At 54.2% G+C, this 22,241-nt stretch carries 19 protein-coding genes; 9 read left to right on the forward strand and 10 right to left on the reverse strand.

Annotation, left to right across the window (positions count from 1 at the left end):
- Nucleotides 1-39: 39 nt before the first annotated feature.
- Entirely contained in the window at nucleotides 40-1,395 is a 1,356-nt protein-coding gene (locus tag HED22_RS14340; RefSeq protein WP_167723419.1) for a hypothetical protein, read from the forward strand.
- A gap of 69 nt (nucleotides 1,396-1,464) precedes the next feature.
- Here the strand turns inward: HED22_RS14340 and HED22_RS14345 are convergent, their stop codons facing one another.
- The 9 genes from HED22_RS14345 to HED22_RS14385 all read right to left on the reverse strand — a co-directional run bounded on the left by HED22_RS14345 (nucleotide 1,465) and on the right by HED22_RS14385 (nucleotide 11,241).
- Nucleotides 1,465-2,352 (reverse strand): GyrI-like domain-containing protein, encoded by an 888-nt coding sequence (locus HED22_RS14345; RefSeq protein ID WP_167723421.1) that lies wholly within the window; start codon nucleotides 2,350-2,352, stop codon nucleotides 1,465-1,467.
- A gap of 88 nt (nucleotides 2,353-2,440) precedes the next feature.
- Complete coding sequence (locus HED22_RS14350; protein ID WP_167723423.1) at nucleotides 2,441-3,814, reverse strand: DUF2254 domain-containing protein; 1,374 nt, start codon at nucleotides 3,812-3,814, stop codon at nucleotides 2,441-2,443.
- Nucleotides 3,815-3,956: 142 nt separating this feature from the next.
- A complete protein-coding gene (locus HED22_RS14355; protein ID WP_167723425.1) occupies nucleotides 3,957-4,799 on the reverse strand; it encodes a lipopolysaccharide assembly protein LapB in 843 nt (280 codons plus the stop codon).
- 204 nt (nucleotides 4,800-5,003) lie between these two features.
- Entirely contained in the window at nucleotides 5,004-6,428 is a 1,425-nt protein-coding gene (locus tag HED22_RS14360; protein ID WP_167723428.1) for an aldehyde dehydrogenase family protein, read from the reverse strand.
- A gap of 79 nt (nucleotides 6,429-6,507) precedes the next feature.
- On the reverse strand, nucleotides 6,508-7,239 hold the full coding sequence (locus HED22_RS14365; RefSeq protein WP_167723430.1) for an MBL fold metallo-hydrolase: 732 nt from the start codon (nucleotides 7,237-7,239) through the stop codon (nucleotides 6,508-6,510).
- Nucleotides 7,236-8,348: an ABC transporter ATP-binding protein gene (locus tag HED22_RS19815; RefSeq protein WP_167723433.1), complete on the reverse strand. Its 1,113-nt coding sequence runs from the start codon at nucleotides 8,346-8,348 to the stop codon at nucleotides 7,236-7,238. The genes HED22_RS14365 and HED22_RS19815 overlap by 4 nt, the downstream gene beginning before the upstream one ends.
- Complete coding sequence (locus tag HED22_RS14375) at nucleotides 8,345-9,136, reverse strand: ABC transporter permease (RefSeq protein WP_167723434.1); 792 nt, start codon at nucleotides 9,134-9,136, stop codon at nucleotides 8,345-8,347. The genes HED22_RS19815 and HED22_RS14375 overlap by 4 nt, the downstream gene beginning before the upstream one ends.
- 1 nt (nucleotide 9,137) lies before the next feature.
- Nucleotides 9,138-10,001: an ABC transporter permease gene (locus HED22_RS14380; RefSeq protein WP_167723436.1), complete on the reverse strand. Its 864-nt coding sequence runs from the start codon at nucleotides 9,999-10,001 to the stop codon at nucleotides 9,138-9,140.
- A gap of 151 nt (nucleotides 10,002-10,152) precedes the next feature.
- A complete protein-coding gene (locus HED22_RS14385; protein ID WP_167723438.1) occupies nucleotides 10,153-11,241 on the reverse strand; it encodes a PotD/PotF family extracellular solute-binding protein in 1,089 nt (362 codons plus the stop codon).
- A gap of 142 nt (nucleotides 11,242-11,383) precedes the next feature.
- Here HED22_RS14385 and HED22_RS14390 point away from each other — a divergent pair, with 142 nt between their 5' ends.
- The 8 genes from HED22_RS14390 (at nucleotide 11,384) to HED22_RS14425 (ending at nucleotide 19,498) form a co-directional block, all read left to right on the forward strand.
- Nucleotides 11,384-12,007, forward strand: coding sequence for a TetR/AcrR family transcriptional regulator (locus HED22_RS14390; protein WP_167723439.1), 624 nt, complete (start codon nucleotides 11,384-11,386; stop codon nucleotides 12,005-12,007).
- A gap of 207 nt (nucleotides 12,008-12,214) precedes the next feature.
- Nucleotides 12,215-13,210, forward strand: a complete 996-nt coding sequence (locus HED22_RS14395) for an AraC family transcriptional regulator (protein ID WP_167723441.1) — start codon at nucleotides 12,215-12,217, stop codon at nucleotides 13,208-13,210.
- Between the two features lie 225 nt (nucleotides 13,211-13,435).
- A complete protein-coding gene (locus tag HED22_RS14400) occupies nucleotides 13,436-14,431 on the forward strand; it encodes a helix-turn-helix transcriptional regulator (protein WP_167723443.1) in 996 nt (331 codons plus the stop codon).
- Nucleotides 14,432-14,512: 81 nt separating this feature from the next.
- On the forward strand, nucleotides 14,513-15,361 hold the full coding sequence (locus HED22_RS14405; RefSeq protein WP_167723445.1) for a MoxR family ATPase: 849 nt from the start codon (nucleotides 14,513-14,515) through the stop codon (nucleotides 15,359-15,361).
- Nucleotides 15,362-15,366: 5 nt separating this feature from the next.
- Nucleotides 15,367-16,554, forward strand: a complete 1,188-nt coding sequence (locus HED22_RS14410; RefSeq protein WP_167723447.1) for a VWA domain-containing protein — start codon at nucleotides 15,367-15,369, stop codon at nucleotides 16,552-16,554.
- A gap of 122 nt (nucleotides 16,555-16,676) precedes the next feature.
- Nucleotides 16,677-17,747: a glycerophosphodiester phosphodiesterase gene (gene glpQ / locus HED22_RS14415; protein WP_167723449.1), complete on the forward strand. Its 1,071-nt coding sequence runs from the start codon at nucleotides 16,677-16,679 to the stop codon at nucleotides 17,745-17,747.
- 107 nt (nucleotides 17,748-17,854) lie between these two features.
- Nucleotides 17,855-18,457 carry an NAD(P)H:quinone oxidoreductase gene (wrbA, locus tag HED22_RS14420; protein ID WP_167723450.1) on the forward strand — a complete coding sequence of 201 codons (603 nt, stop codon included), beginning with the start codon at nucleotides 17,855-17,857 and terminating at the stop codon, nucleotides 18,455-18,457.
- A gap of 177 nt (nucleotides 18,458-18,634) precedes the next feature.
- Nucleotides 18,635-19,498, forward strand: coding sequence for a pirin family protein (locus HED22_RS14425; protein ID WP_167723453.1), 864 nt, complete (start codon nucleotides 18,635-18,637; stop codon nucleotides 19,496-19,498).
- Nucleotides 19,499-19,602: 104 nt separating this feature from the next.
- Here the strand turns inward: HED22_RS14425 and HED22_RS14430 are convergent, their stop codons facing one another.
- Nucleotides 19,603-22,215, reverse strand: a complete 2,613-nt coding sequence (locus tag HED22_RS14430; protein ID WP_167723455.1) for a tectonin domain-containing protein — start codon at nucleotides 22,213-22,215, stop codon at nucleotides 19,603-19,605.
- Nucleotides 22,216-22,241: the final 26 nt, after the last annotated feature.

Consider the following 22,241-nt stretch of genomic DNA (forward strand, 5'->3'; position numbering starts at 1 on the left):
CTGAGAGATAACCTTGGGTTGTGTCTAAGGGGGGTAAAAATGAAGCCGGATTATTTGTCACAAGGCGAAGCTGCTCGTCTGTTTCCTGTACTAGCCACTACTTCGAAAGAGGGAAGAACAACTGCCGTTGTTCTAAGTTGCCTGACGAGCATTCATGAACTTGGGCGAAGTCTTTTGAAGTCTGTCAATCTGCGCGTCGGAAAGACGTCATCTGTTGAAGCCTTTACCGAGATCGTTTTTGCAGGAGACAAGACTGCTTCAAAGGACAGACCAGACGGCTTGCTGATTGTGCGAACAGGTAAACGCGAGTGGCGCGCTCTTATCGAGACAAAGGTGGGCTCGAATTTGCTTGATGACGACCAAGTGGACCGTTATCGCAATTTGGCAAAACTCCACGGCGTGGATTGTGTAATAACAGTTTCAAACCAATTCACATCTCGCCCTGAGAACCACCCTTTGCAATCGGTAAGGAAAAGTCGTTCGAGAATTCCCGTTTACCATTGGTCTTGGATGTTCATTCTTACTACTGCTGACCTGTTGATCAGCAACGATGAGATCGCTGATCCCGATCAGCTTTATCTGCTAAATGAGCTTAAGCGGTTTTTGACCCATGAAAGTACGGGCATCAAAGGCTTTGATAGAATGCCGCCAGAGTGGACAGAGTTGAATAAGTTGGTGTCTGCATCAGAAGCCATTCCCGCTAAGTCTGAAGCAGCATTGGCGGTTCTGGAAGCTTGGCATCAAGAAACGCGAGACCTATCCTTAATATTGACCCGTAAAACAGAGGCCTTGGTACGCGAAAAGCTACCTCGCAAGCATCTTGATGATCCCAATTTGAGACTTAAGGAAGAGTTCGCAAGTCTGAGAGAAACAAAGCGTCTCGGCGCAGTTTTGAATGTGCCTGACGCAGCATCTCCGGTGGAGATTTATGCGAACTTGATGACACGCACTATCTCGGTTGAGATGTTCCTGAGGGCACCGGAAGACAAAAAGTCGACTAAGGCCAGAGTTAACTGGCTATTGAGGCAACTAAAAACAGTTAGCACGCCAGACATACATATTCGCCTGATGTGGCCAGGTAGCAGTGAGTCGACACTTTACCCGCTTGAAGAGCTTAGAGAAGATGCTGCGATTTCTGAAACTGGGAAAGAGGGGATGCAAGTCCTTGGTTTCCATATCCTGCTATCGCGCAGAGTTGGTGCCAAATTTACTCAGCAGACTAATTTCATCGCACTGTTGGAGCAGATTGTTCCTGAGTTTTATCAAGAGGTTGGACAGAATCTTGTCGCTTGGAGAAAATCTGCTCCGAAGATTAAGCCTAACCGTGAGGGTTCAACCGATGTGAGTGTGGATGCTCTCGAAGAAGAGGCGGAAGAGATGGCTCTGGACAATTAAGCTAACAAACGTCTGATGAATAGAAAGGGCCCCAATAGGGGCCCTTTTGTTTTGTCTGAGGATTGCGTGCTAGGCCAGCGGCAAAAGGATATCCGTGATTGCCTCGTGTTCGGCGACGTCGGGATAAAATGCGATCCGTTGGAAGATCAATGGGAAGTCACCCGGCGTTTCTCCGCTTTGCGGTAGCCAGTCGCGATAAAGTGCCAATGCGCTGTCGCCAAGTGTCTGATCGCTGCCGGTATGGCGCAATTTGGCGTAACGTCCGGCGGGCAAGGTTATGTTGGTCAGGCCCATTTCGCGGTCTTCGTTTGTCAGGTCCTGATCGGTCGCAACCGCAAGGCCCATGCGGAAGGCGTCGGCTGGGGTATCTTCGGGATTGCACCAGACGATGTTGAATGTTGCATGTTTTGACGGATGTAAATGATGCGCCTTGCGCCAGGCAATAAACCGCTGAATGGTTTCACCAATCCGGGCTGGCGGGCCAATATGATCCATGCAGGCTGTTCGGGTTTCCGGGAATTCGATGATGGTGACGTTGTCAGATTCCGTGCCGGTCATCGTGTTCCTCCGAATATGTTGAAGTTTCTCATACGGGGCTTGCCAGTTATCCCAATCGGGATGGCTGCGAAAGTCTGACGGGCTTTGATCATGGAGCTTTCGAAAGGCGCGCGAAAAGGATTCCGCGTTCTCGAACCCGGCGTCAAAGGCGATATCCGTGATCGACGTATTTTTGCGAAACAACAGGCTGTGCGCCGCACGCCGCATCCGGACCAGTCGCATATACCGGGTTGCGGTCATGTCAAACAGGGCGGCGAATTGACGATGAAAATGAAAGGGTGAATAGGCCGCAATCCCGGCCAGTTCAGTCAAGTCCATCTGGCGATCTGCATTTGCATCGATATGGGCGATGACACGGGCAAACCGGGTTTGCAGGGGATCTTGCGGGCAGTCGGTCATTGGCATGGCTTTCGGGCGGGCTTGGGTGCTGATGTGATTTCATCAGTGTGCCCGGAAATACAAAACATTGCCTGACCATTCTTGCGGTTTATGCGCTGTCTTCGCCGTCGGGATTTTTCGTTGGTTCCTGATGATGCAGAACACGGGTGGCGGCCCGAACGACGGTTTTTCGGTCGTTTTCTTCGGGGATGTCACGTTCGGCGGCACTGGCGATCATGCGGGCGTGGGTGCGCAAGACTTCGCGCTGATTTTCAGTGTGCGCCAGTCGGATCAGGCTTTCCAGGATTTCCACCATCGGCAGCAATACATCGGGCTTGCCGGTGGCAGATTGGCGGATCTGGTCATAGGCAGCGCCCAGCATACCTTCGAAATCCGACATCAGCGCCTGCAGGCGGACTTCGTTCGCATCATCGCGCCAGATGCCGACCGGATAGCGAAACTGCATGGCATGGGGCAGCGCTTCGCCCAGACGATAGATCGCGGCAATTGCGGTAAATGGATCATTGATGCCCGGCGACAGGGCGCGCAAGGCCACTTCAACGATCTGGCGCAGGGCGAACTCGACATCAAGCATGGCCGTGCGATGCGATCCGATCATGATCGCTTCAAGAATGTCATCATGGCATTGCTTGATGCTGTCTTTTGCGTCGTTGGAAAGCTCATTGTTCAGGGGCATGATGTGTCCGACGACATCGCCGACAAGCACATGCTGCCCGGCGCGAATGACAAGCGAGATACGGGTATCGGTTCCCTTGGCGATTTCGCAGAGTTTTTCATAGTCGACACCCTGCACATATCCCGATGACCCGATGGAAATAGCCTGATCCTGCGGAATGTCTTGTGGATCGGGCAGGGTGGTCTTGGCTTTTTCCGCAGCCGTAATCGGATCGGTCAGGGTGGTGCAGGCCGATTGAATGGTTTCTTCAAGGTTTCTGCCGACACGCTGAATGACCTCGTCGGCAACGATCGAGCGGCCAAGGTGGTGCACAAACAGGATCAGGACAAAAACACTGATGACAAACAGCGCGATACCGACCGTGACAGCCAGATGCGGTACCGGCGCAGATTCCGGTTTTTCCCCCATCAGCATCAGGGAGGTGATCAAAAACAGAATGCTGCCGACAAAGATGCCAAGGGCATTCTGGGTTTTGTTATCGCCCATGAAGTTGCGGATCATGCGTGGCCCAAGCGAGCCTGCCGCAAGGGTCAGGACAACCATCGTGATCGAAAGTGCAAAGGTTGTCAGGGTGACCAGCGTACCCAGCAGTGTTTCAAGCAAACCCCGCACGGCCTTGATTTCAGTAAAACCGGGCAAAAGGCCGGGAAACAGGTCGCGCAACAAGTCCTGTGGCAGCGCCATGACACCAATCGCAAAAGCCGCACCGCCCAATGCAAACAGCAACGGCGATACCCAAAGGCTATAGGCCAGAAACTCCCAGACGCGGATCAGGCGCTGAACCATGATGCAAACACCCCTTTAGGGTCAAAGATTGTCGCGTGATCCGGACCGGGGAAAACGCATGGACATCATATGATTAAACGCCGATTAGTGCATGCAGTTCCCGCGCGAACTGTTTTATGCGCAGAAAGTCAGGCCAAACCGATCAAATGTCGATGTCTTCGAACGCGGCCCGGCTGATCAGGGCATCTGCCTCGGCCGTGCCTTTGCGTGCCGCGTCGGGCAGTTTGGCAAGCTGGTCCGCCTGCGCACGGGTCTCGTCAAGCCCGTCAATCTCGTCGCAAACTTCCATCACCCGGTTCCAGATCGCGTCGTGATCCATTCCGCCCATAACGGTCAGCGTAATGGCACGATTAAGTGTTGCCTGCGGATGTTCGGCATTTTGCGACAGGATTTGTTCAAACGCCTCAAAGGCCGCGATCAAATGGCCTTCGCGCAGATTGATCACACCCAGATCGTTTGATGCAGCAAGCGAGGACGGATTGATCCGCAGCAACTGTTCAACCGCACGCCTTTCACTTTCAAAATCCTCGTTGGCGCGATGGCATTTGGCGATCAGGCGGTGGATGGTTTCAGAACCGGGATTATGATGGGATGCCGATTGTAGGGCTGAAAGGGCTGCGTCATAGCGTTCCAGCGCGATCAGTGCCTGCGCACGCAGTGCCAGCATGTCAGGATCAGTCGGTTTGCCACGCAGAACAATATCAATGTGGTTTAACGCCGAACGCGGATCACCGTTTTCAAGCAGGGCGCGTGCAATGTGATGCAGGCAGTCTTCATGACCCCCATCAGATTGCAGCACCGTGCGATACTCACCGATTGCTTCGATGATCGAACCTTTTTCGTGCAGGGCGCGCGCCAGTCCGAACCGGGCATCAAGGTTATCCATATCTTCGCCAAGTGCCTGACGCAGCATATTGATTGCGGCGTCATACTGTCGCTGCTTCAAGGCTGCAAGCCCCATATCAGAAAAGGACATTGCATTCATAGGAGGTCTCCCAATCCAATCGCAATCCGTTGTCCGGATCGCTGAATTTATCGATTAACGATGGGATTATAGTGCGCAAGCCGATCATTACCAGCCCTATGTCATAACGAATTCATGACGCCTGACCCGTGGCGGTTACGAGGCCCAAAACAACAAAGGCCCCGGAACGTGCCGGGGCCTTGATATGATCATGATATGTCTGGCTTAAAGCTTATGGATCATCTTGATTTCCATGAAGTCTTCAAGGCCAAATAGCCCGCCTTCGCGGCCATTGCCCGATTGCTTGTAGCCGCCAAACGGACTGCCCGCCAGCGGGGAGGAGCCATTAAGCAGCACCATGCCCGCCTTGAGCTTGCGCGCAACCCGGTCGGCCTTTTGGGCATCCGGGGTCTGCACGTAGGCCGCAAGGCCATACGGTGTGTCATTGGCGATCTCAATTGCCTCTTCTTCGGTGTCGAACGGGATCATCGACACTACCGGGCCAAAGATTTCCTCACGCGCGATGCGCATGTCGTTGTTCACATCAGCAAAGATGGTCGGTTTGACAAAGTAGCCCTCGTTGGTGCCATCGGGTTTGCCAGCACCGCCGACCAGAACGGTTGCCCCTTCATCGATGCCCGCCTGAATAAGCGTCTGAACCCGGTCAAACTGGATGTGGCTGACCAGCGGGCCGATGTGATCGCCTTCCTTGGTCGGATCGCCAACCGATGCCTCTTCGCCAACGCGTTTGGCAACCTTGAGCGCATCGTCATAGATCGAACGTTGCACCAGCATGCGGGTCGGCGCATCGCAGGTCTGGCCGGAATTGTTAAAGACGGCATTCACACTCCAGGCGATGCGGTCTTCGATATCGACATCGTCAAACACGATGTTGGGTGATTTGCCGCCCAGTTCCAGCGTGACGCGCTTGATGTTTTCCGACGCATCCTTGGTGATCGCCTTGCCCGCCCGGGTCGATCCGGTAAAGGACATCATGGTGATATCGGGATGGCGCGAAAGGGTCGCACCGGCGACCGGGCCTGCTCCCTGCACCATGTTAAACGCACCTGCCGGGAAGCCCGCCTCGTGGATCATTTCGGCATAGAGCATCGCATTGAGCGGGGTAAATTCAGATGGCTTGAGCACACAGGTGCAGCCCGTAGCGAGGGCCGGGATGACCTTGAGCACGATCTGGTTGATCGGCCAGTTCCATGGCGTGATCAGGCCGCAAACCCCGATGGGTTCGCGCAGAAGATGTTCGCCGTTATAAAGCGTTTCTTCGGTTTTAAGCTTTTTAAGCGCGACGATGAAATCTTCGAGATGCGCGGTGCCAGCGGCGGCCTGCTGTTCATGCGACATGGTTTTCGGCGCGCCGAGTTCGGAAGTGATGGTATCGGCGACTTCGCTGTAGCGGCGCTTATAGATCGCAAGCAGGTTTTCAAGCCAGCCAAGACGCTGTTCAACCGTTGTCTGGCTATAGTTTTCAAAGGCGTTTTTGGCACTGGCGACGGCGAGATTCACGTCCTCTTCGCTGGCCAGCGTGATTTGGGTGATGACTTCTTCGGTGGCCGGGTTAATCACGTCCATCTTTTCAGAAGAGATCGGGTCAACCCATTTGCCGTTGATGTAAAATTTGCCTGCGTTATCCATAGGAAGCCTTCCTGATCGTTTGGTTGTGTCAGCCCGGAACATTGATGCCCCGGCACGGGTGACGCTGGTTGCGCGGTTCTCAGGTTCGTTCCCTCAGCCAGTTTTTTATGATTTCGCGATGGCGTTCGCCGCCGTAACTGGCAAAATGTCCACCATGCACGACCCTGACCGGCAAATCGTAAAGCCGTTTCATGGACTGCACATAGTCAGCTGCATTTGCATGATAAGTGTCTTCGATCAAAGGTCCATCATAAACAATGTCGCCGGAAAACAGAATGCCGGTCGCCTTTTCCCAAAGCGCAATGCCGCCCGGTGAATGCCCCGGCGTATGGATCACTTCAAAATGGCGGTCGCCGAGATCAATCACATCGCCATCTTCGACAATCCGGGTGGCCGGTGCCGCCTTGACGGCATAAGTGGTTGAGGAATAGGGAAGCGGCGGCAGTTTTGTGAAAATCTCGTCGGTTACATAGGGATCGGCCAATGTGTTCTTGCGCGTTGGCGCTGCCAGAAGATCGGCCTCGCACCGGTGGCAGACACGGTTTTCGAATTCATGATGGCAGCCGATATGATCAAAATGGGTGTGGCTGGCAACCGCCTGAACGCTGCGTTCAGTCACCAGCGGCACCCATTCGCTCAGCGATACAACCCCCATGCCGCTATCAACCAGCATATCCCCATCGCGTCCGCGCACATGCCAGATGTTGCAGCGGTAAAATTCTTCGATAAACGGTTCGCCGATATAGGTTACGTCGTCACCGACGATTTTGGTGCTGTACCAGTCTTCGGGTTTGGCGCGGTCGATCGTCATAGGGTCGCACTTTCTTGTGTCGGGCGGGGCGGATGACCATGCAACAGCACGACCGTGGTCGGATCAAGGGTCAGTTCAACCCATGCACCGGGTTCAATGATCGCGGATTGCGGCATGTGGGCGGTGATCGTCATGTTGGGGTAGTCAAGCGGGCTTAGATGCGCGCGATGATGGGTGCCGAAGAACGATCCGTCTTCAACCTTGGCCTTGCCCAGCGTAATGCGTGGCCCGGTTCCGGTGCTCGCGCGGAAATGTTCCGGGCGAATGGCAAGGGTCACTGATGCGCCGGGGGCAAAGCCGCTGCATTCGAATTCGGGCAGTTCGACAGAGCCAAGCGGTGTTTTGACGGAAATGGTGCGTTCGGTCGCACTTTCAAACGTGCCGGGGATGAAATTGACTTCCCCCATGAAGCTTGCCGTGAAAATCGTTTTGGGGTGCATATAGATGGTTTCGGGGCTGCCGACATCTTCGATCCTGCCGGCATTCATCACCACGATACGATCGGCAATCGCCATGGCTTCTTCCTGATCGTGGGTGACATGAACGAACGTGGTGCCAACCCGTTTCTGAATGGCCTTGAGTTCGTCCTGCATCTGACGACGCAATTTAAGATCCAGCGCGCCAAGCGGTTCATCGAGCAACAAGACATCGGGTTCAACCGCAAGCGCACGCGCAAGGGCAACGCGTTGACGCTGTCCGCCAGAAAGTTCGTGCGGTTTCTTGTTGGCTGATGTTTTCAGACCGACCATATCAAGCAGTTCTTCGGCCTTGGCGTGGCGTTCGGATTTGCCGACCTTGCGCATCTTAAGACCAAAGGCGACATTGTCGCGGAGCGTCATATGCGGGAACAGGGCATAATCCTGAAACATCGTGGTGGTCGGGCGTTTGGCCGGTGCGACATCACCCATATCCGTGCCATTGATTTCAATCGCGCCACTGGTCGGCGACAGAAAACCGCCCAGAAGAGACAGCAAGGTGGTCTTGCCACAGCCCGACGGACCCAGCAGAACGATGAATTCCCCGGCGGCGATTTCAAGGTTGATATCGTCAAGGGCGGTAAAGTCACCAAAGATTTTGGAGACATTGCGAATGGAGACTGGGGCGGTCATTTCTTTGCCGTCCTTCTAAAGACAATCAGTTCAAGAATAAGCAGCAGCGCAACCGATACAAGGAAGACAACACTTCCGACCGCGTTGGTTTTCGGGTTCAGGCCCGAACGCAGCATGCTCCAGATTTCGACCGGCAGGGTGACGTCAAAGCGCGACAGCAGGAAGGCGATGATGAATTCATCCCAACTGAACGTCACCGACAGGAAAAAGGCCGCAAGGATCGATGGCATCAACATCGGGGCGGATACCTGTGTCATCACCTGCCACTCTGCAGCGCCAAGATCACGGGCCGCGCGTTCGATATTTTTCTGATGATCCCCCATCGAGGCATAGATAATCGCAAAGCAAAGCGGCAGATTTATCACCACATGACCAATGCCAACCGTCCAAAGCGACAGGGAAACGCCAATCCAGTTAAACGTGGTGAGCAATCCAAGCGCGATAATGAGGTAACTCACCGTCATTGGCGAAATCAGAAGGCCACGTTGCAACCGTGATGCTGGCAGGACAAAGCGCGCCAACGCGTAGGCTGCGCAGAAACCAAGGACGCAGGCAACCGTGGCCGATCCGATGGCGACGATCAAAGAGTTGCCAAGGGCTGACATCAGGCGGCTATCTGCAAACACCTCGCCATACCATTTAAGGGTTGCGCCGTTGAATGGCGGAACGGGCAGACGGCCATCCTGAAACGAAAACAGCACAAGGACTGCCACGGGCAAAAAGATAAAGCCGTACAGCGCGATCAGATAGGACCAGGACAGCAGTTTGGCAAAGCGTGAAGAGATCATTTTACGTTCTCTCCATCTTCAGCCAGCGCGCGCAGGCGATGTAGGCCAGGGTGACAACCCCCATCAGAATGATCGAAAGGGTCGCTGCCATCGGGAAATCGGCCCGGCGGCCCAGTTGCAGCATGATGACCTGTGGCAGGGCCAGTTCATTGTTGCCGCCAAGGATTTGTGGGGTGATGTAATCGCCGATGCAAAGCACAAAGGTCAGGAACGCACCGACCATGATGCCCGGCAATGTTAGCGGTAACACAACATGCCAGAAGACCTGAAAACCGTTGGCGCCAAGATCGGCCGCGGCCCGGCGATAGTTTGGCGGCATCTGCACCAGATTGGCATAGATCGTCAGGGTCAAAAGCATGACAAAGAAATGCACGAACCCGATCACGGCAGCCGTGCGCGTGCTGGCCAGTTCTAATGGTTCGGAAATCACACCCAGATAGGTCAGGGTGTTATTGATCACCCCGTTTTGCGCCAGCACCAGAAGCCACGAATAGGATCGCACCACATAGCTTGTCCAAAACGGCAGGATCGCCATGATCAGTGCCATGCGTTGCCATTTTTGCGGCACCCGTTCGGCAATGATCCAGGCCAGCGGATAGGCAAGAATCACCGAGATGATCGTGACGGTGAAGGTGATTTCAAGCGAGACGAAAAGACCCTTAAGCAAATGGGCCTTTTCAAAAAATTCGATGTAATTGTCGAAATTCCACGCCATGACGATTTCGCGCCCCTTGCGGGTCGCAAGGCTGATCGCGGCCATGACGATAAACGGAATAACGAAAAACGCGACGGTCCACAGCAGGGCCGGGGTGACAAAGCCCCATGCGCGGCGATTTTCGCGTTGTTCAAGGCTGGCAGTGGCCATAACGGTATCCTTTTCGCAATCGGCCTGGTGGCGCTGATTGCTTGTAACGCGCTTGGGATGAGGGGCGCCGTTTGGCTGAGTTTAGCGTAAGTTGGAACCGATGCCCCGCAAAAAGCGGGACATCGGCAGGTGGCAGTAGACAAGGGATTGCTTACTGCTGGAGCATCTCGACCCAGGCATCCTGCATCTCGGCATCGAGATCGGCATCCGGGATCGGGTAAAGCTGAGAGTTCTTGAGATAGCCTTCCTGATCATCCCAGCGCAGTGCTGCTTTCTGGGCATCGGTCAGGTTCTCGCCTGCCTTGGCGTTGGCCGGCATCCCCCAGAAGCACGAAGATGTCGCAAGACGCGCCTGGCCTTCGGGGCTCATGATGTACTGAACGAATTTCAGCGCAAGATCAGGCTTTTCAGAATCCTTCATCACCCCGATCGACTGCGCCCAGCGAAGACCACCCTGTTTGGGGATGATCCAGTCAAGATTGGGTTTTTCTTCCGAAAGGACGGCGGTGATCCATTCACCACCACCGACAAGGATATCGACCTCGCCGGTTGCAAGCGCGGTTTGCGAGGAAACAACTTCGCCAACCTGTTTGGAAACCTTTTTCATGGCAAACAGCTTTTCCTTGATCGCGGGCATGTCGTCCGCGCCAAGATCTGCTGTGTCAATGCCAAGACCCAGCCCAACAAGGCCGATCACCGGCAGGTAATAGTCATAAACGGCAATGCGTCCGGCGTATTTGTCCGACCAGATTACCGACATGTCTTCCATGTCTTTGGGGTCAACCTTGGTCTTGTCGAACGAAATGGTGTTGTAGCCAAACTTTTCGGTGACGGCATAGGTCTTGCCATCCACCACATTGTTGTCGGCCATCACGACTTCAGGGAAAATATCGGACGTCGGCAGGGCATCGGCCGGGATTTCCCCTAAAACGCCCATTTCAACTGCGCGGTGGACATCCACCCCATCAATCACAAACACATCCCAGTCACCCGGACGGGATTGTTCAATGATCGAAAGACCGGCACCCGTACCTTCATATTCCTTGAGATTGACTTTGACGTCGTATTTTTCCTCGAACGGCTCAATCAAGGCCGGATCGGTATGATCGCACCAGACAAGCGCATTGAGCTCTTCAGTTGCCTGTGCGCTGTGCGACATGGCAACCGCGCCCAGAATGAAGGTCGCAGTGGTGCTCAGAAACTTATTGCGGGTCTTCCCCGTGGAAACGTGACGAGACATAGGCTCTCCCTGATTTCATATTTGAGGCCTCCCTTGGATTGGGTGTTCGGTACTCGTTCCGGCACCGTTGAAAAAATATTGAACGTGTTCATTTTTTGAGTCAATGTAAATTTTGAACCCGTTCAGTTTTTCTGGAGTGACGATGACAGGACTGCGCGCCCAAAAGAAAGCCGACAAAAACCGCCGTATTCTTGAGGCGGCAACGACCCTGTTTCGCAAAGTCGGTTATGACAGTGCGCGCATCGAAGACATCGCTGAAATGGCTGGCGTGTCTGTCGGGACGTTCTATAACTACTTCAAGAACAAGGGCGATATGCTGATGGCCACGGTCTCGATGGAGGTCGAGGAAGTCTTGGCCGCCGGGGACGCCATCATCGCGCGCGACCATGAAGGAGTGGCTCCTGCCCTGTCAGAACTGATCGCGGAATATTACGATCATTCCCTGACATATCTCTCCAAGGAGATGTGGCGCACGGCAATGTCGCTGTCGATTGCCCAACCCGAAACGCCGTTTTCAAAGCGCTATACCGCCCTTGATCATCGTCTGTCCAAACAGGTCTGTGACCTGATTCGCGCGCTTCAGAAGCGCGGCGTCGTCCGGGGCGAGGTTGATTGCGATGCGGTGGGCGAACTTCTTTTTAACAACGTCAATATGATGTTCATTGAGTTCGTCAAGGACGAGAACATGGATGTTGATGGCCTTAAGGAAGCCGTATCAAAGCAGAATGCCCCGCTGGCATCCATGATGTCTCGTGGCGCTGACTGAAGATTGCCAGCCCAAGTTAAAAACAACCTTCTGATCTTGGATCGTGGGTTAATTGCACACGCTGTTAAGTGCGGAGGGTGTTGGGCTTGACGTGCGCGCTGTCACAGACAACCCGTTGATGTCATGATATCAAACACAAAATACTGTCGGCTATTCTGACGAACAGCACCATCGACAGATACACAAAAATAGCAGAATGGGCACAGCATGCAGGAGACCGGTCAGAGCACGGATGAAGTGTTCGACATGTTTTCGGATCAGGAAGGCGAAGGCGGTATCGGTGAGCTGCGGCTTGCGGATGGGGATCTGTTTGAATTGCCCGGTGCTAGTGGTCGGCTGGAGCGCATTGATTTTGGCAACGGGATCTGTCTGCACCGTGCCGAATTGAATGTGCGTGAAGATTCCCGTTTTGATGTCCAGAATGCCCTGCCACCAGGGTGGTTTTGCGGCTTTGTCAATCTGCTGGGGTGCCTTGATCTGAAATGTCCTAAGGGCTTGCATCACAGAATGTCGCCCGAAACCGGTTTTGCGATGCGCATTGATCAGCCCGGGACACGCTTTTTCATGCCAAAAGGGCAACTGATCCGCCATGTTGGCGTGACGATTGAACTTGAAGCCTTGTATCAGCGTTTTGACAACGAAGTTCCCGATGGGCTGGAGCCGTTTTTCACCGACGAACAGGATCTGGTTGAGATCCGCCCATTGCCGATCAATCACAAAATCCGGCGTCTTGTCAGCACAATGTTCTCACCCCAGGTGACCGGACCCGGGCGAAAACTCAGACTTGAAGGTTTGTCGGCGCTGTTTCTGACCGAGGTGATCGATGCCTATTGTCAGCGCAATCTGGAAGTGGAAACCACACTTGCACCAACGGTTCTGGAACAAACGCTGATCGCGGAAACCATTGCAAAAATCACAGCCCAGCTTGCTCAGCCCTTGTCCGTGCTGCAATTGGCTGATGATGCGGGCATGGCCGAAACCCGGTTGAACAATCTGATGAAGCATGAAACCGGGAAAACCTGTGCAGAATTCATCCGTACCGAGCGAATGGCGCGGGCTCGCGCGTTGTTGGCATCGGGCGAGGCCACTGTAAAACAGGTGGCAACAGAAGTCGGGTTCAACCACGTCAGCAACTTTTCACGGTCTTATCGCGACTGGTATGGGGAAAGTCCGGCTCAGGCTCTGAAGCGTAATAACGCCTGATTTGCGAAGCTGATGTCGCATGAAGCCATGCGCCGCCGGCCCAATCGATCTCCGTGGACACCGATGGGCGCTGCGTGCGCAAAAGGATTGTACGGTTGACGGAACGCGGGTCGTGCGCCTCGTCACAGACAACATGTTGATATCTCGATCATTATGGAAAAGAATTCTGGACGTACAGGTCGTTGGGCCAGAATAAAACTGCAAGAATAATCAAACGAGCAAATCATGCAGGAAACCGGGCAAAGCGCGGACGATGCGTTTGGAAGGCTTTCGGATGAAAATCACGAGGGCAGTATTGGCGAGGTAAGGCTTGCCGATGGCGAACTGTTTGATATTCCGGGGGTGCAGGGACGCCTTGAGCGGCTTGATTTCGGCAATGGTATGATTTTGCATCGTGCTGAATTGAGAGTGCGCGAAAATTCCCTGTTTGATGTCCGTAATTCGTTGCCGCCGGGGTGGCTCGGCGGATCGGCGGTTGTCATGGGCAAAATTGAAATCGAATGTCCGCACGGCAGACGGTATCAAATGACACCCGATGTCGGATTGATCAAGCGGGTCGATCCTTTTGGAACCCGCTATTTTCTGCCGAAAGATCAGATGCTTCGTCATGTTGGTGTGGCGATTCCGCTCGAACCTTTGAAGCAGCGTTTCGCTGATGAGCTGCCCGAAAGCCTGGAACCGTTCTTGTCGGATCGTCAGGATATTGTGGATATACGTCCACTTGCAGTGAACAGCCGCATTCGATCCATCGTTAGCGCCATGTTCTCCGGTCATGTCTCCGGGGTGGGGAGGCACTTGAAGCTTGACGGTTTGGCGAGCCTTTTTTTGGCCGAGATCATTGATCTTCACGCTCAGCAGGCAAAAGAGATCAGCTCGTCATCCGAGTTAACCCAGCTTGAAAAAGCCGTTGTCGGTACCGTGATCGCGATGGTGTCTGAGAACCCTGCTGCGCCAATCTCAATCGAGCAGTTGGCTGCAGACAATCACATGACGCGAAGCCGACTGAACAGCCTGTTTCGTCAGGAAACCGGCAAAAGTTGTTCGGAGTTCATCCGGTCCCAACGCATGATGCATGCCCGTGAATTGCTGGCGTCCGGGGGGGTAACTGTCAAACAGGTGGCCGCTGCCGTCGGGTTCAATCACGTCAGCAACTTTTCACGGTCCTATCGTGACTGGTATGGGGAAAGTCCGGCACAGGCCCAAAAGGGAACCGGTACGTAAGTTGTGACTGTTTGTGCCCTTGCTCAAACCTTTGCGACGTCCTAGGTTAACGCAAACGTCAACTTGTGTTGCAGGGCAAAAATGAAGTTTCAGGGTACGGAAAATTACGTCGCGACCGAAGATCTGATGGTGGCGGTCAATGCCGCGATCACATTGCAGCGACCGCTTCTGGTCAAGGGGGAGCCGGGCACCGGCAAGACCGTTCTGGCCGAGGAAATTGCCAAATCGCTTGGCAAGAAACTGATTACCTGGTCGATCAAATCCACCACGCGCGCCCAGCAAGGTCTTTATGAATATGATGCGGTATCGCGCCTGCGTGATAGCCAATTGGGTGACGAGCGCGTTCACGACATCGGCAACTACATCGTCAAGGGCAAGCTATGGGAAGCCTTCGAGGCGGACGGCGAAGCGCCGGTTCTTCTGATTGACGAAATCGACAAGGCCGATATCGAGTTCCCCAATGACTTGCTTCAGGAACTCGATCGCATGGAATTCTTTGTCTATGAGACACAGCAGACCGTGAAAGCGACCAACCGCCCGATTGTGATCATCACGTCAAACAATGAGAAGGAGCTGCCTGATGCGTTCCTGCGTCGTTGTTTCTTCCACTACATCCGCTTCCCCGACGCTGACACCATGGCCGAGATCATCGAGGTGCATTATCCCGGCATCCAGAAACGTCTGGTATCCGAGGCATTGAACCTTTTCTACGACATGCGTGACGTGTCGGGCCTGAAGAAAAAGCCTTCGACCTCTGAACTTCTCGATTGGCTGAAGCTTCTGATGGCCGAAGACTTGCCGCCCGAAGCACTGCGCGCCAAGGATGCCAAGACGGCCGTTCCGCCGATGCATGGCGCGTTGCTTAAAAACGAGCAGGACGTGCATCTGTTTGAACGCCTTGCCTTCATGGCGCGGCGCGAAGGGCGCTAATCCCGATGTTCACCGGCTTTTTCTATAAGCTGAAAGATGCCCGCGTGCCGGTCAGCCTGCGCGAATACCTGACATTGCTTGAGGCGGTGGAAAAGGGACTGGCGGGCTATTCGGTTGAGGATTTCTATTATCTGGCGCGATCCGCCCTGGTGAAGGACGAACGCCACCTTGATAAGTTCGACCGCGTGTTCTCCGAACACTTCAAAGGTGTGATCGACCTTGCTGAGGGCATGGACGAGGTTGAAAAAACTGAAATTCCCGAGGAATGGCTTAAAAAGCTTGCCGAGAAATTCCTGACCGATGAAGAAAAGGCCGAGATCGAAGCGCTTGGTGGCTGGGAAAAGCTGATGGAGACGTTAAAGCAGCGTCTTGAAGAGCAAAAGGGCCGCCATCAGGGCGGTAATAAATGGATCGGCACGGCCGGGACATCGCCGTTTGGCGCTTATGGTTATAACCCCGAAGGGGTACGGATCGGGCAGGACAAATCCCGCCATCGGCGTGCAGTCAAAGTCTGGGACAAGCGCGAATTCAAGAACCTTGATGACAGCGTCGAAATCGGCACGCGTAACATCAAGGTGGCACTCCGGCGTCTGCGCAAATGGGCCCGCACCGGCGCGGCGGACGAGCTTGATTTGCCCGGTACGATTACATCCACTGCCCGTCAGGGCTGGCTGGATGTCCAGATGCGCCCGGAACGCCATAACGCGGTCAAGGTCTTGATGCTGTTTGATATCGGCGGATCAATGGATGATCACATCAAGGTCTGCGAAGAACTGTTTTCAGCGGTCAAAACCGAGTTCAAGCATCTGGAATACTATTATTTCCATAATTGCCCGTATGAAGGGCTTTGGAAGGATAATGCGCGGCGTTGGAACGAACAGGTTTCGACATGGGATGTGATCAATACCTATGGCGCGGATTACAAGCTGGTGATTGTCGGTGATGCGACCATGAGCCCCTATGAAATCACCTATCCCGGCGGGGCGGTAGAATATTGGAATGCCGAGGCCGGGGCCGTGTGGATGCAGCGATTACTGGATCATTTCGAACATGCCGCCTGGATCAACCCGCAACCGGAAAACTGGTGGCGGCATCATCAATCGATCCAGATCATGCATAAATTGATGGAAGGCCGGATGTTCCCGCTTACCCTTGACGGGCTTGATCGCATGACCGGGGAACTTAACCGTTAGACCGGCGTTCTTGCTGTAACAGTTTGATGAAGATTGCGCGCAAGATGTGGTGACGCTTTCTGTGCTGCCAATCCGCGCCTATAGTCCTCTGCTTAAAAAGGACACTGGATAAGGATACCCGGATGCTGTTACGTAACATGATCAAGTCCACCTTGTTGGCAATCGGCGGGCTTGCGTCGGCAATGCTCCTCCCTATGACGGTTGGGGCGAACAATGCCAATGCACAGGCACTTGATCAGGAAATGGTGGTGATCGCGCATCGCGGGGCGTCGGGTTATTTGCCTGAACATACCCTCCCGGCCAAGGCGTTGGCCTATGGCATGGGGGCGGATTACATTGAACAGGATGTGGTTCTGTCCAAGGATGGCGTGCCGGTCATCCTGCATGACATTCACATCGATACCACCACCGATGTCACGAACAAGTTCCCGGATCGCAAACGCGAAGACGGGCGTTATTATGCGATTGATTTTACGCTGGCCGAGCTCAAAACACTCAATGTGACCGAACGGTTCAAGGCCGATAGCGGTAAACAGGTTTACGCGGATCGTTTCCCCGGTGAATTCGGGATCTTCAAAATTCCGACCCTGGAAGAGGAAATCAAGCTCATTCAGGGACTGAACCATTCCACCGGGCGTGATGTGGGTATCTATCCGGAAATCAAGGATCCGTCTTTCCACCACGATGAAGGGCAGGACATCACCAAAACCGTCATCACAGTGATGGAAAAATGGGGCTACAACAATCCTGACTCAAATGCCTTTGTGCAGTGCTTTGACTGGACTGAAACCAAACGCATCCGGGAAGAGCTGAATTATCAGGGCAAGCTGGTGCAGCTTCTGGGCGAAAACCGCTGGGGCCCGCCCGCAGGCACGGATTACGATTATCTGAAATCCGAAGACGGTATCCTTGAGATGGCCCGTGTGGTCGACGGCATTGGCCCGTGGCTGCCGCAGGTGATTGAGGGCCTCAGTGAAAATGGCACCGCAATCATGACACCAACCCTGATCGCGGCCCAGCGTGCGCAATTGAAAGTGCATCCCTACACGCTGCGTGCCGATCAGTTGCCGAAATGGGCCGGTGATATGAAGATCGCGCTCAAGGCCATATTCGACGATGCCGGGATTGATGGCATCTTTACCGATTTCCCTGATCAGGTCGTGCAGTATCTCGCACGTAATCCGGATGCCTGACGGCGTTCGCATCCGATAACGAACAGACTGTTTCCAAGCTGGCCGTTATCAGCGAAGCGCTTCTAAGTCACTATCGTAGCCGATAAAATTCAACCAAGGAGGATGATGTGGCTAAAGTACTGGTTCTTTATTATTCGATGTATGGACATATCGAAACCATGGCCAACGCTGTTGCCGAAGGTGCACGTGGCGTTGCCGGGACACATGTTGATGTCAAACGCGTCCCCGAAACCATGCCCGAAGATGTCGCCAAAGGCGCAGGTGCGAAGCTTGATCAGGCCGCCCCGGTTGCAGAGGTTTCCGACCTTCCGGAATATGACGCGATCATCTTTGGTGTGCCGACGCGCTTTGGCAACATGCCAGGCCAGATGCGCACCTTCCTTGACCAGACCGGTGGTCTTTGGGCCGAAGGCAAACTGATCGGCAAGATCGGTTCTGTTTTCACCTCGACCGGCACCCAGCATGGTGGCCATGAAACCACCATCACTTCGACCCATACCACCTTGCTTCATCAGGGCATGGTGATTGTCGGTGTGCCTTATAGCTGCTCGGGCCTGACCAATATGGACGAGATCACTGGTGGTTCGCCGTATGGTGCAGGCACGCTTGCCGGTGCCGATGGTTCGCGTACACCCTCCGAGAACGAACTGGATATCGCCAAGTTCCAGGGCAAGCACGTGGCTGAACTTGCTGCCAAACTTGCTGGCTGATTCCAACAGTCGATTGATGCGATCAAGGCAGTGCAGGGTTCCTGCACTGCCTTTTTTGTTTCGATTTGATAAACAATCAGGTGCCTGATTGGGTCTTGTTTGGCGACAGTTTTGTGCGACCATGCGTGTCATGAAAATTTGTCCGGCAACGTTGCCGACAGGCAGAGGAGTTTTGAGATGTCTGAGTCTGTAAAGAACGCACGTGGTGTTGAGCGGGTCTTGCGCGCAATGGATACGTCCGATGGTGCGGGCGTGTCGCTGCGACGGTCCATTGGCACGCCACAGCTTGATATGCTTGATCCGTTCCTGATGCTTGATTCACTTTCGACCGATAACCCGGACGAGTATATCGCAGGCTTCCCGGAACATCCCCATCGCGGCTTTGAAACCGTGACCTATATGGTCGAAGGGGCGATGCGCCATCAGGACAGCATGGGCAATGAGGGCGTATTGCGTTCGGGCGGTGGTCAATGGATGACGGCCGGAAGCGGCATTGTCCATTCGGAGACGCCAGAACAGGAAAACGGTCTTTTGCAGGGCTTCCAGCTTTGGATCAATCTGCCGGCCAAGGACAAGATGATCGACCCGCGCTACCAGAATATGGAGCCCGATGAATTGCCGGAAATCTCGCCGGTGGATGGTGCGCAATTGCGCCTTCTGGCCGGTTCAATGCATGGTGCCACCGGCCCGATCAACGGCATTTCGACCGATCCGGTCTTTGTCGATGCCAAACTTGATGCCGGGGCGGAGCTTACGGTTCCGTTGCCAGAAGGGCATACGGCGGTGGTTTATGTCTTTATCGGCGATGCGGTTGTTGGCGGCACAGATGTCCCGACCCATCATCTGGCGATTTTGAAGGACGGTGATGGCGTGACCCTCAAAGGTGGCGCTGAGGGCGGTCGCATGCTGGTGATTGCTGCACGTCCGATCCATGAGCAGGTGGTGCGGTATGGACCGTTCGTCATGAGCAGCAAACAGGAACTGATGCAGGCGTTTGACGATTACCAGAACGGCAATTTCGTCCGCAAGGCCGCGTCCTGACGCCGCAGATATTACAAAATACCATCTGCCAAAACGCCCTGAGCAAAATGATCGTTCAGGGCGTTTTTCATTCTAATTTTCGGTGAACGGGGTGTGACTGAAACCTAGTCTTTGGCGCGTTTAACGTCGGTACCGGAACTGTTATTCGTGATCCAGGGACGGCCATCTGACAACACATCGACCATGTTGGCAGTTACGTTGTTCACCTTGTCAAACGAACCGTTTGTCGCATTCCATTTTTTCAAAACGTACGCATTGTTTTCGTACAGGGTGACATAGACACTGCCATCCGTCCCGGCACCTATATCTTCCACAGTTACACTTTGACCCAACGGGCGGTTTTCAAATCGTGTTCCGGTGAATTGCTGAACAATGTTGTTGGCGTCCGCGATCCACAAATCACCTGCACGGCCAACAGCCACCTTGCGCACGTCGTCATTGCTGAATTTGGTAAAGGCATTGGTTCCGGGTTTAAGGTGATAAAGCTTGCCGCTGATGACGACATAAACCGTGCCATCCGGACCAATCGATATATTTTGAATGTTGCCCGATGCCACCGAGTAGGTCCGCTGGATCGTGCCCGTTGATGACAGCTTATAGATCGAGTTCGAACTGTTTCCGTTTGTCCAGATGCTGCCATCAGTCGCAACATCAAACTTCTCGACATTCTGGTTAAAGGACAAGGATACTTGTTCGAGCTTCTTTGTCTTGGTGTTGAACTTCTGGAACTCGTTTGCTCCCTGATTTAAGGGCGTGCCATACAGGTAGAAACCATCATCTTGTCCGACGGCAATCTCATCGATTGAATTGAGGTCCGCGGTAAATGTTTCAAAAGTTATGTTTTTTGAAAACGTAAAGGCACTTGGGGATGTAACATTGACCACGGCGGCGGTGGCGCCGGTGCCGGTCGTATCCCCGCCGGTTGATGCCGCGACGAGACGGTCAATCAGCTCATCACGCTCAAAGAACTTTGATGCGAGCACAACAGTGTCATTTGTAATAACCCAGGGAAAGCCATTGGGGCCGACCGCGACGCTTTCCGGGGTGTGCCCCGGTGTTTGAACGACTTCAAAGGTTTTGCCATCCGCACCCAAACGCATCAGGAATTGATTGGCGGAAACGACATAGACGCTGCCATCCGGACCGATAGAGATGCTTTTGGCCTTTTGCGATAAAACCTCGCATGGTGATTTTTCGCATCGCTGGACAAGGTTGTCAGAACGAATTGTCCAGGGGGTTCCTTCCGGGTCGACGGCAACCAAGATGCCCTGACCGGGAATGCGATCAAACCGCGTCATGGCGTCATTAAGCTTGGATAGGCTTCCGCTGGCATCGGCAATGACAACCGATCCATCCCCGCCAATGGCAATGTCTGAACCGGTTGCACCCGGGATTTGCTTCCATAGTTTTCCGGTGTGACGGAATACCCGGCCCAAGGTGGAAATTCCCCACGGGTCGCCATTTGCATCGACTGCCAAACGCACCAGTGTTCCCGGAAAATCTTCAAGCCGTTTGCGGCTGTTGGACCAGCGAAAAACACTTCCGGCCGCGTTCAAAGCAAACACACTGCCATCCCGGCCGATTGCCAAAGCCGTGGCGTTCTCGCGGGTGTTGGTAAAGGTAATGTCCTCGGTCGTTGTTACCGTCGTCGGATCAAGACCGGGATCGTTCCCGGTTGACGGGGCAACGGTTCGACTGGTGCCTTGCGCACCTGCACCTGCACCTGCACCTGCACTTGGTGTAACCGGTGATGCTGCTGCGCCAGTTGCCACCGCGACTGGTGCCATTGACGGTGCTGCTTGTGCCGCGGGTGGTGCAACAACTGCTGCTGGTGGCAGGGGCGGTGCTGTAACATCCGGGGCAATTGCCGCGGGCGCACTATCAACAGGGGCGACGGCATCGGGCGCACGAATTTCAGGTGCTCGCCCTTCTTCGGTTTTGATTTTTTCCGGTGCAACCAGCAATGTCGTTGCCATGATGTCGCCACCGGCGATAACTGCCCACGGCCCGCCATCGGGTGTGGCTGCGATGGCTGTCGCACCACTGATACCGGCGACAATACGCCAACTGCGCCCTGTTTCATTCCAGGTCCTGATCTGACCTTCGGCATCGACAATTACAACCGTATCGTTACCGGCAATCGCAATGTCGAGGGCACGGCCAGGCATGCTTGTCCAGGTCTTTCCGTCATAGGACCGAATGCCGCCATCGCGCGCTACCGCCCATGGATTTCCCGTCCTGTCGAGTGCAATGCGATACGCACTGCCGTCGATTGGTCGCCATTCGCTGCGCAACGGATACCATTTTTTGATTTCGCCACTGACTTTGGCAATGAAGACATTGCCCAGCGTATCGGCAGCAACATCTACAACGTCGGTGTCTTTGTTTTCCCACCACAGCCCGTTATAGCGATAAACCACGCCGTCGGCGCTGATTGCCCAGGGGCGATTTCCCTCGGCTGCGGAAATGCGCACAAAATTGCCCGACATTTTGCGCCAACGCTGTTCTATCGCATCCCAGCGCCACGGCGTGCCATCTGGTGCAACGGCATAGGCCTGCCCGTCACTGTTGATCGATATGTCAACGGCCTTACCGGGCAGTCGGGTCCAGTTTGGGGATGCAGGAGTATCTTGTGCATGCACGCCGTGTATCGGATGAATTGTCGCAAAGCCGATAAAAAGCAGAACAAGACAAGACCGCATGATCAGCAGCGTCATTGGATGACCTCGCATCACAGTTTTTG

The organism is Thalassospira sp. HF15, assembly GCF_011806525.1.
GTDB lineage: Bacteria > Pseudomonadota > Alphaproteobacteria > Rhodospirillales > Thalassospiraceae > Thalassospira.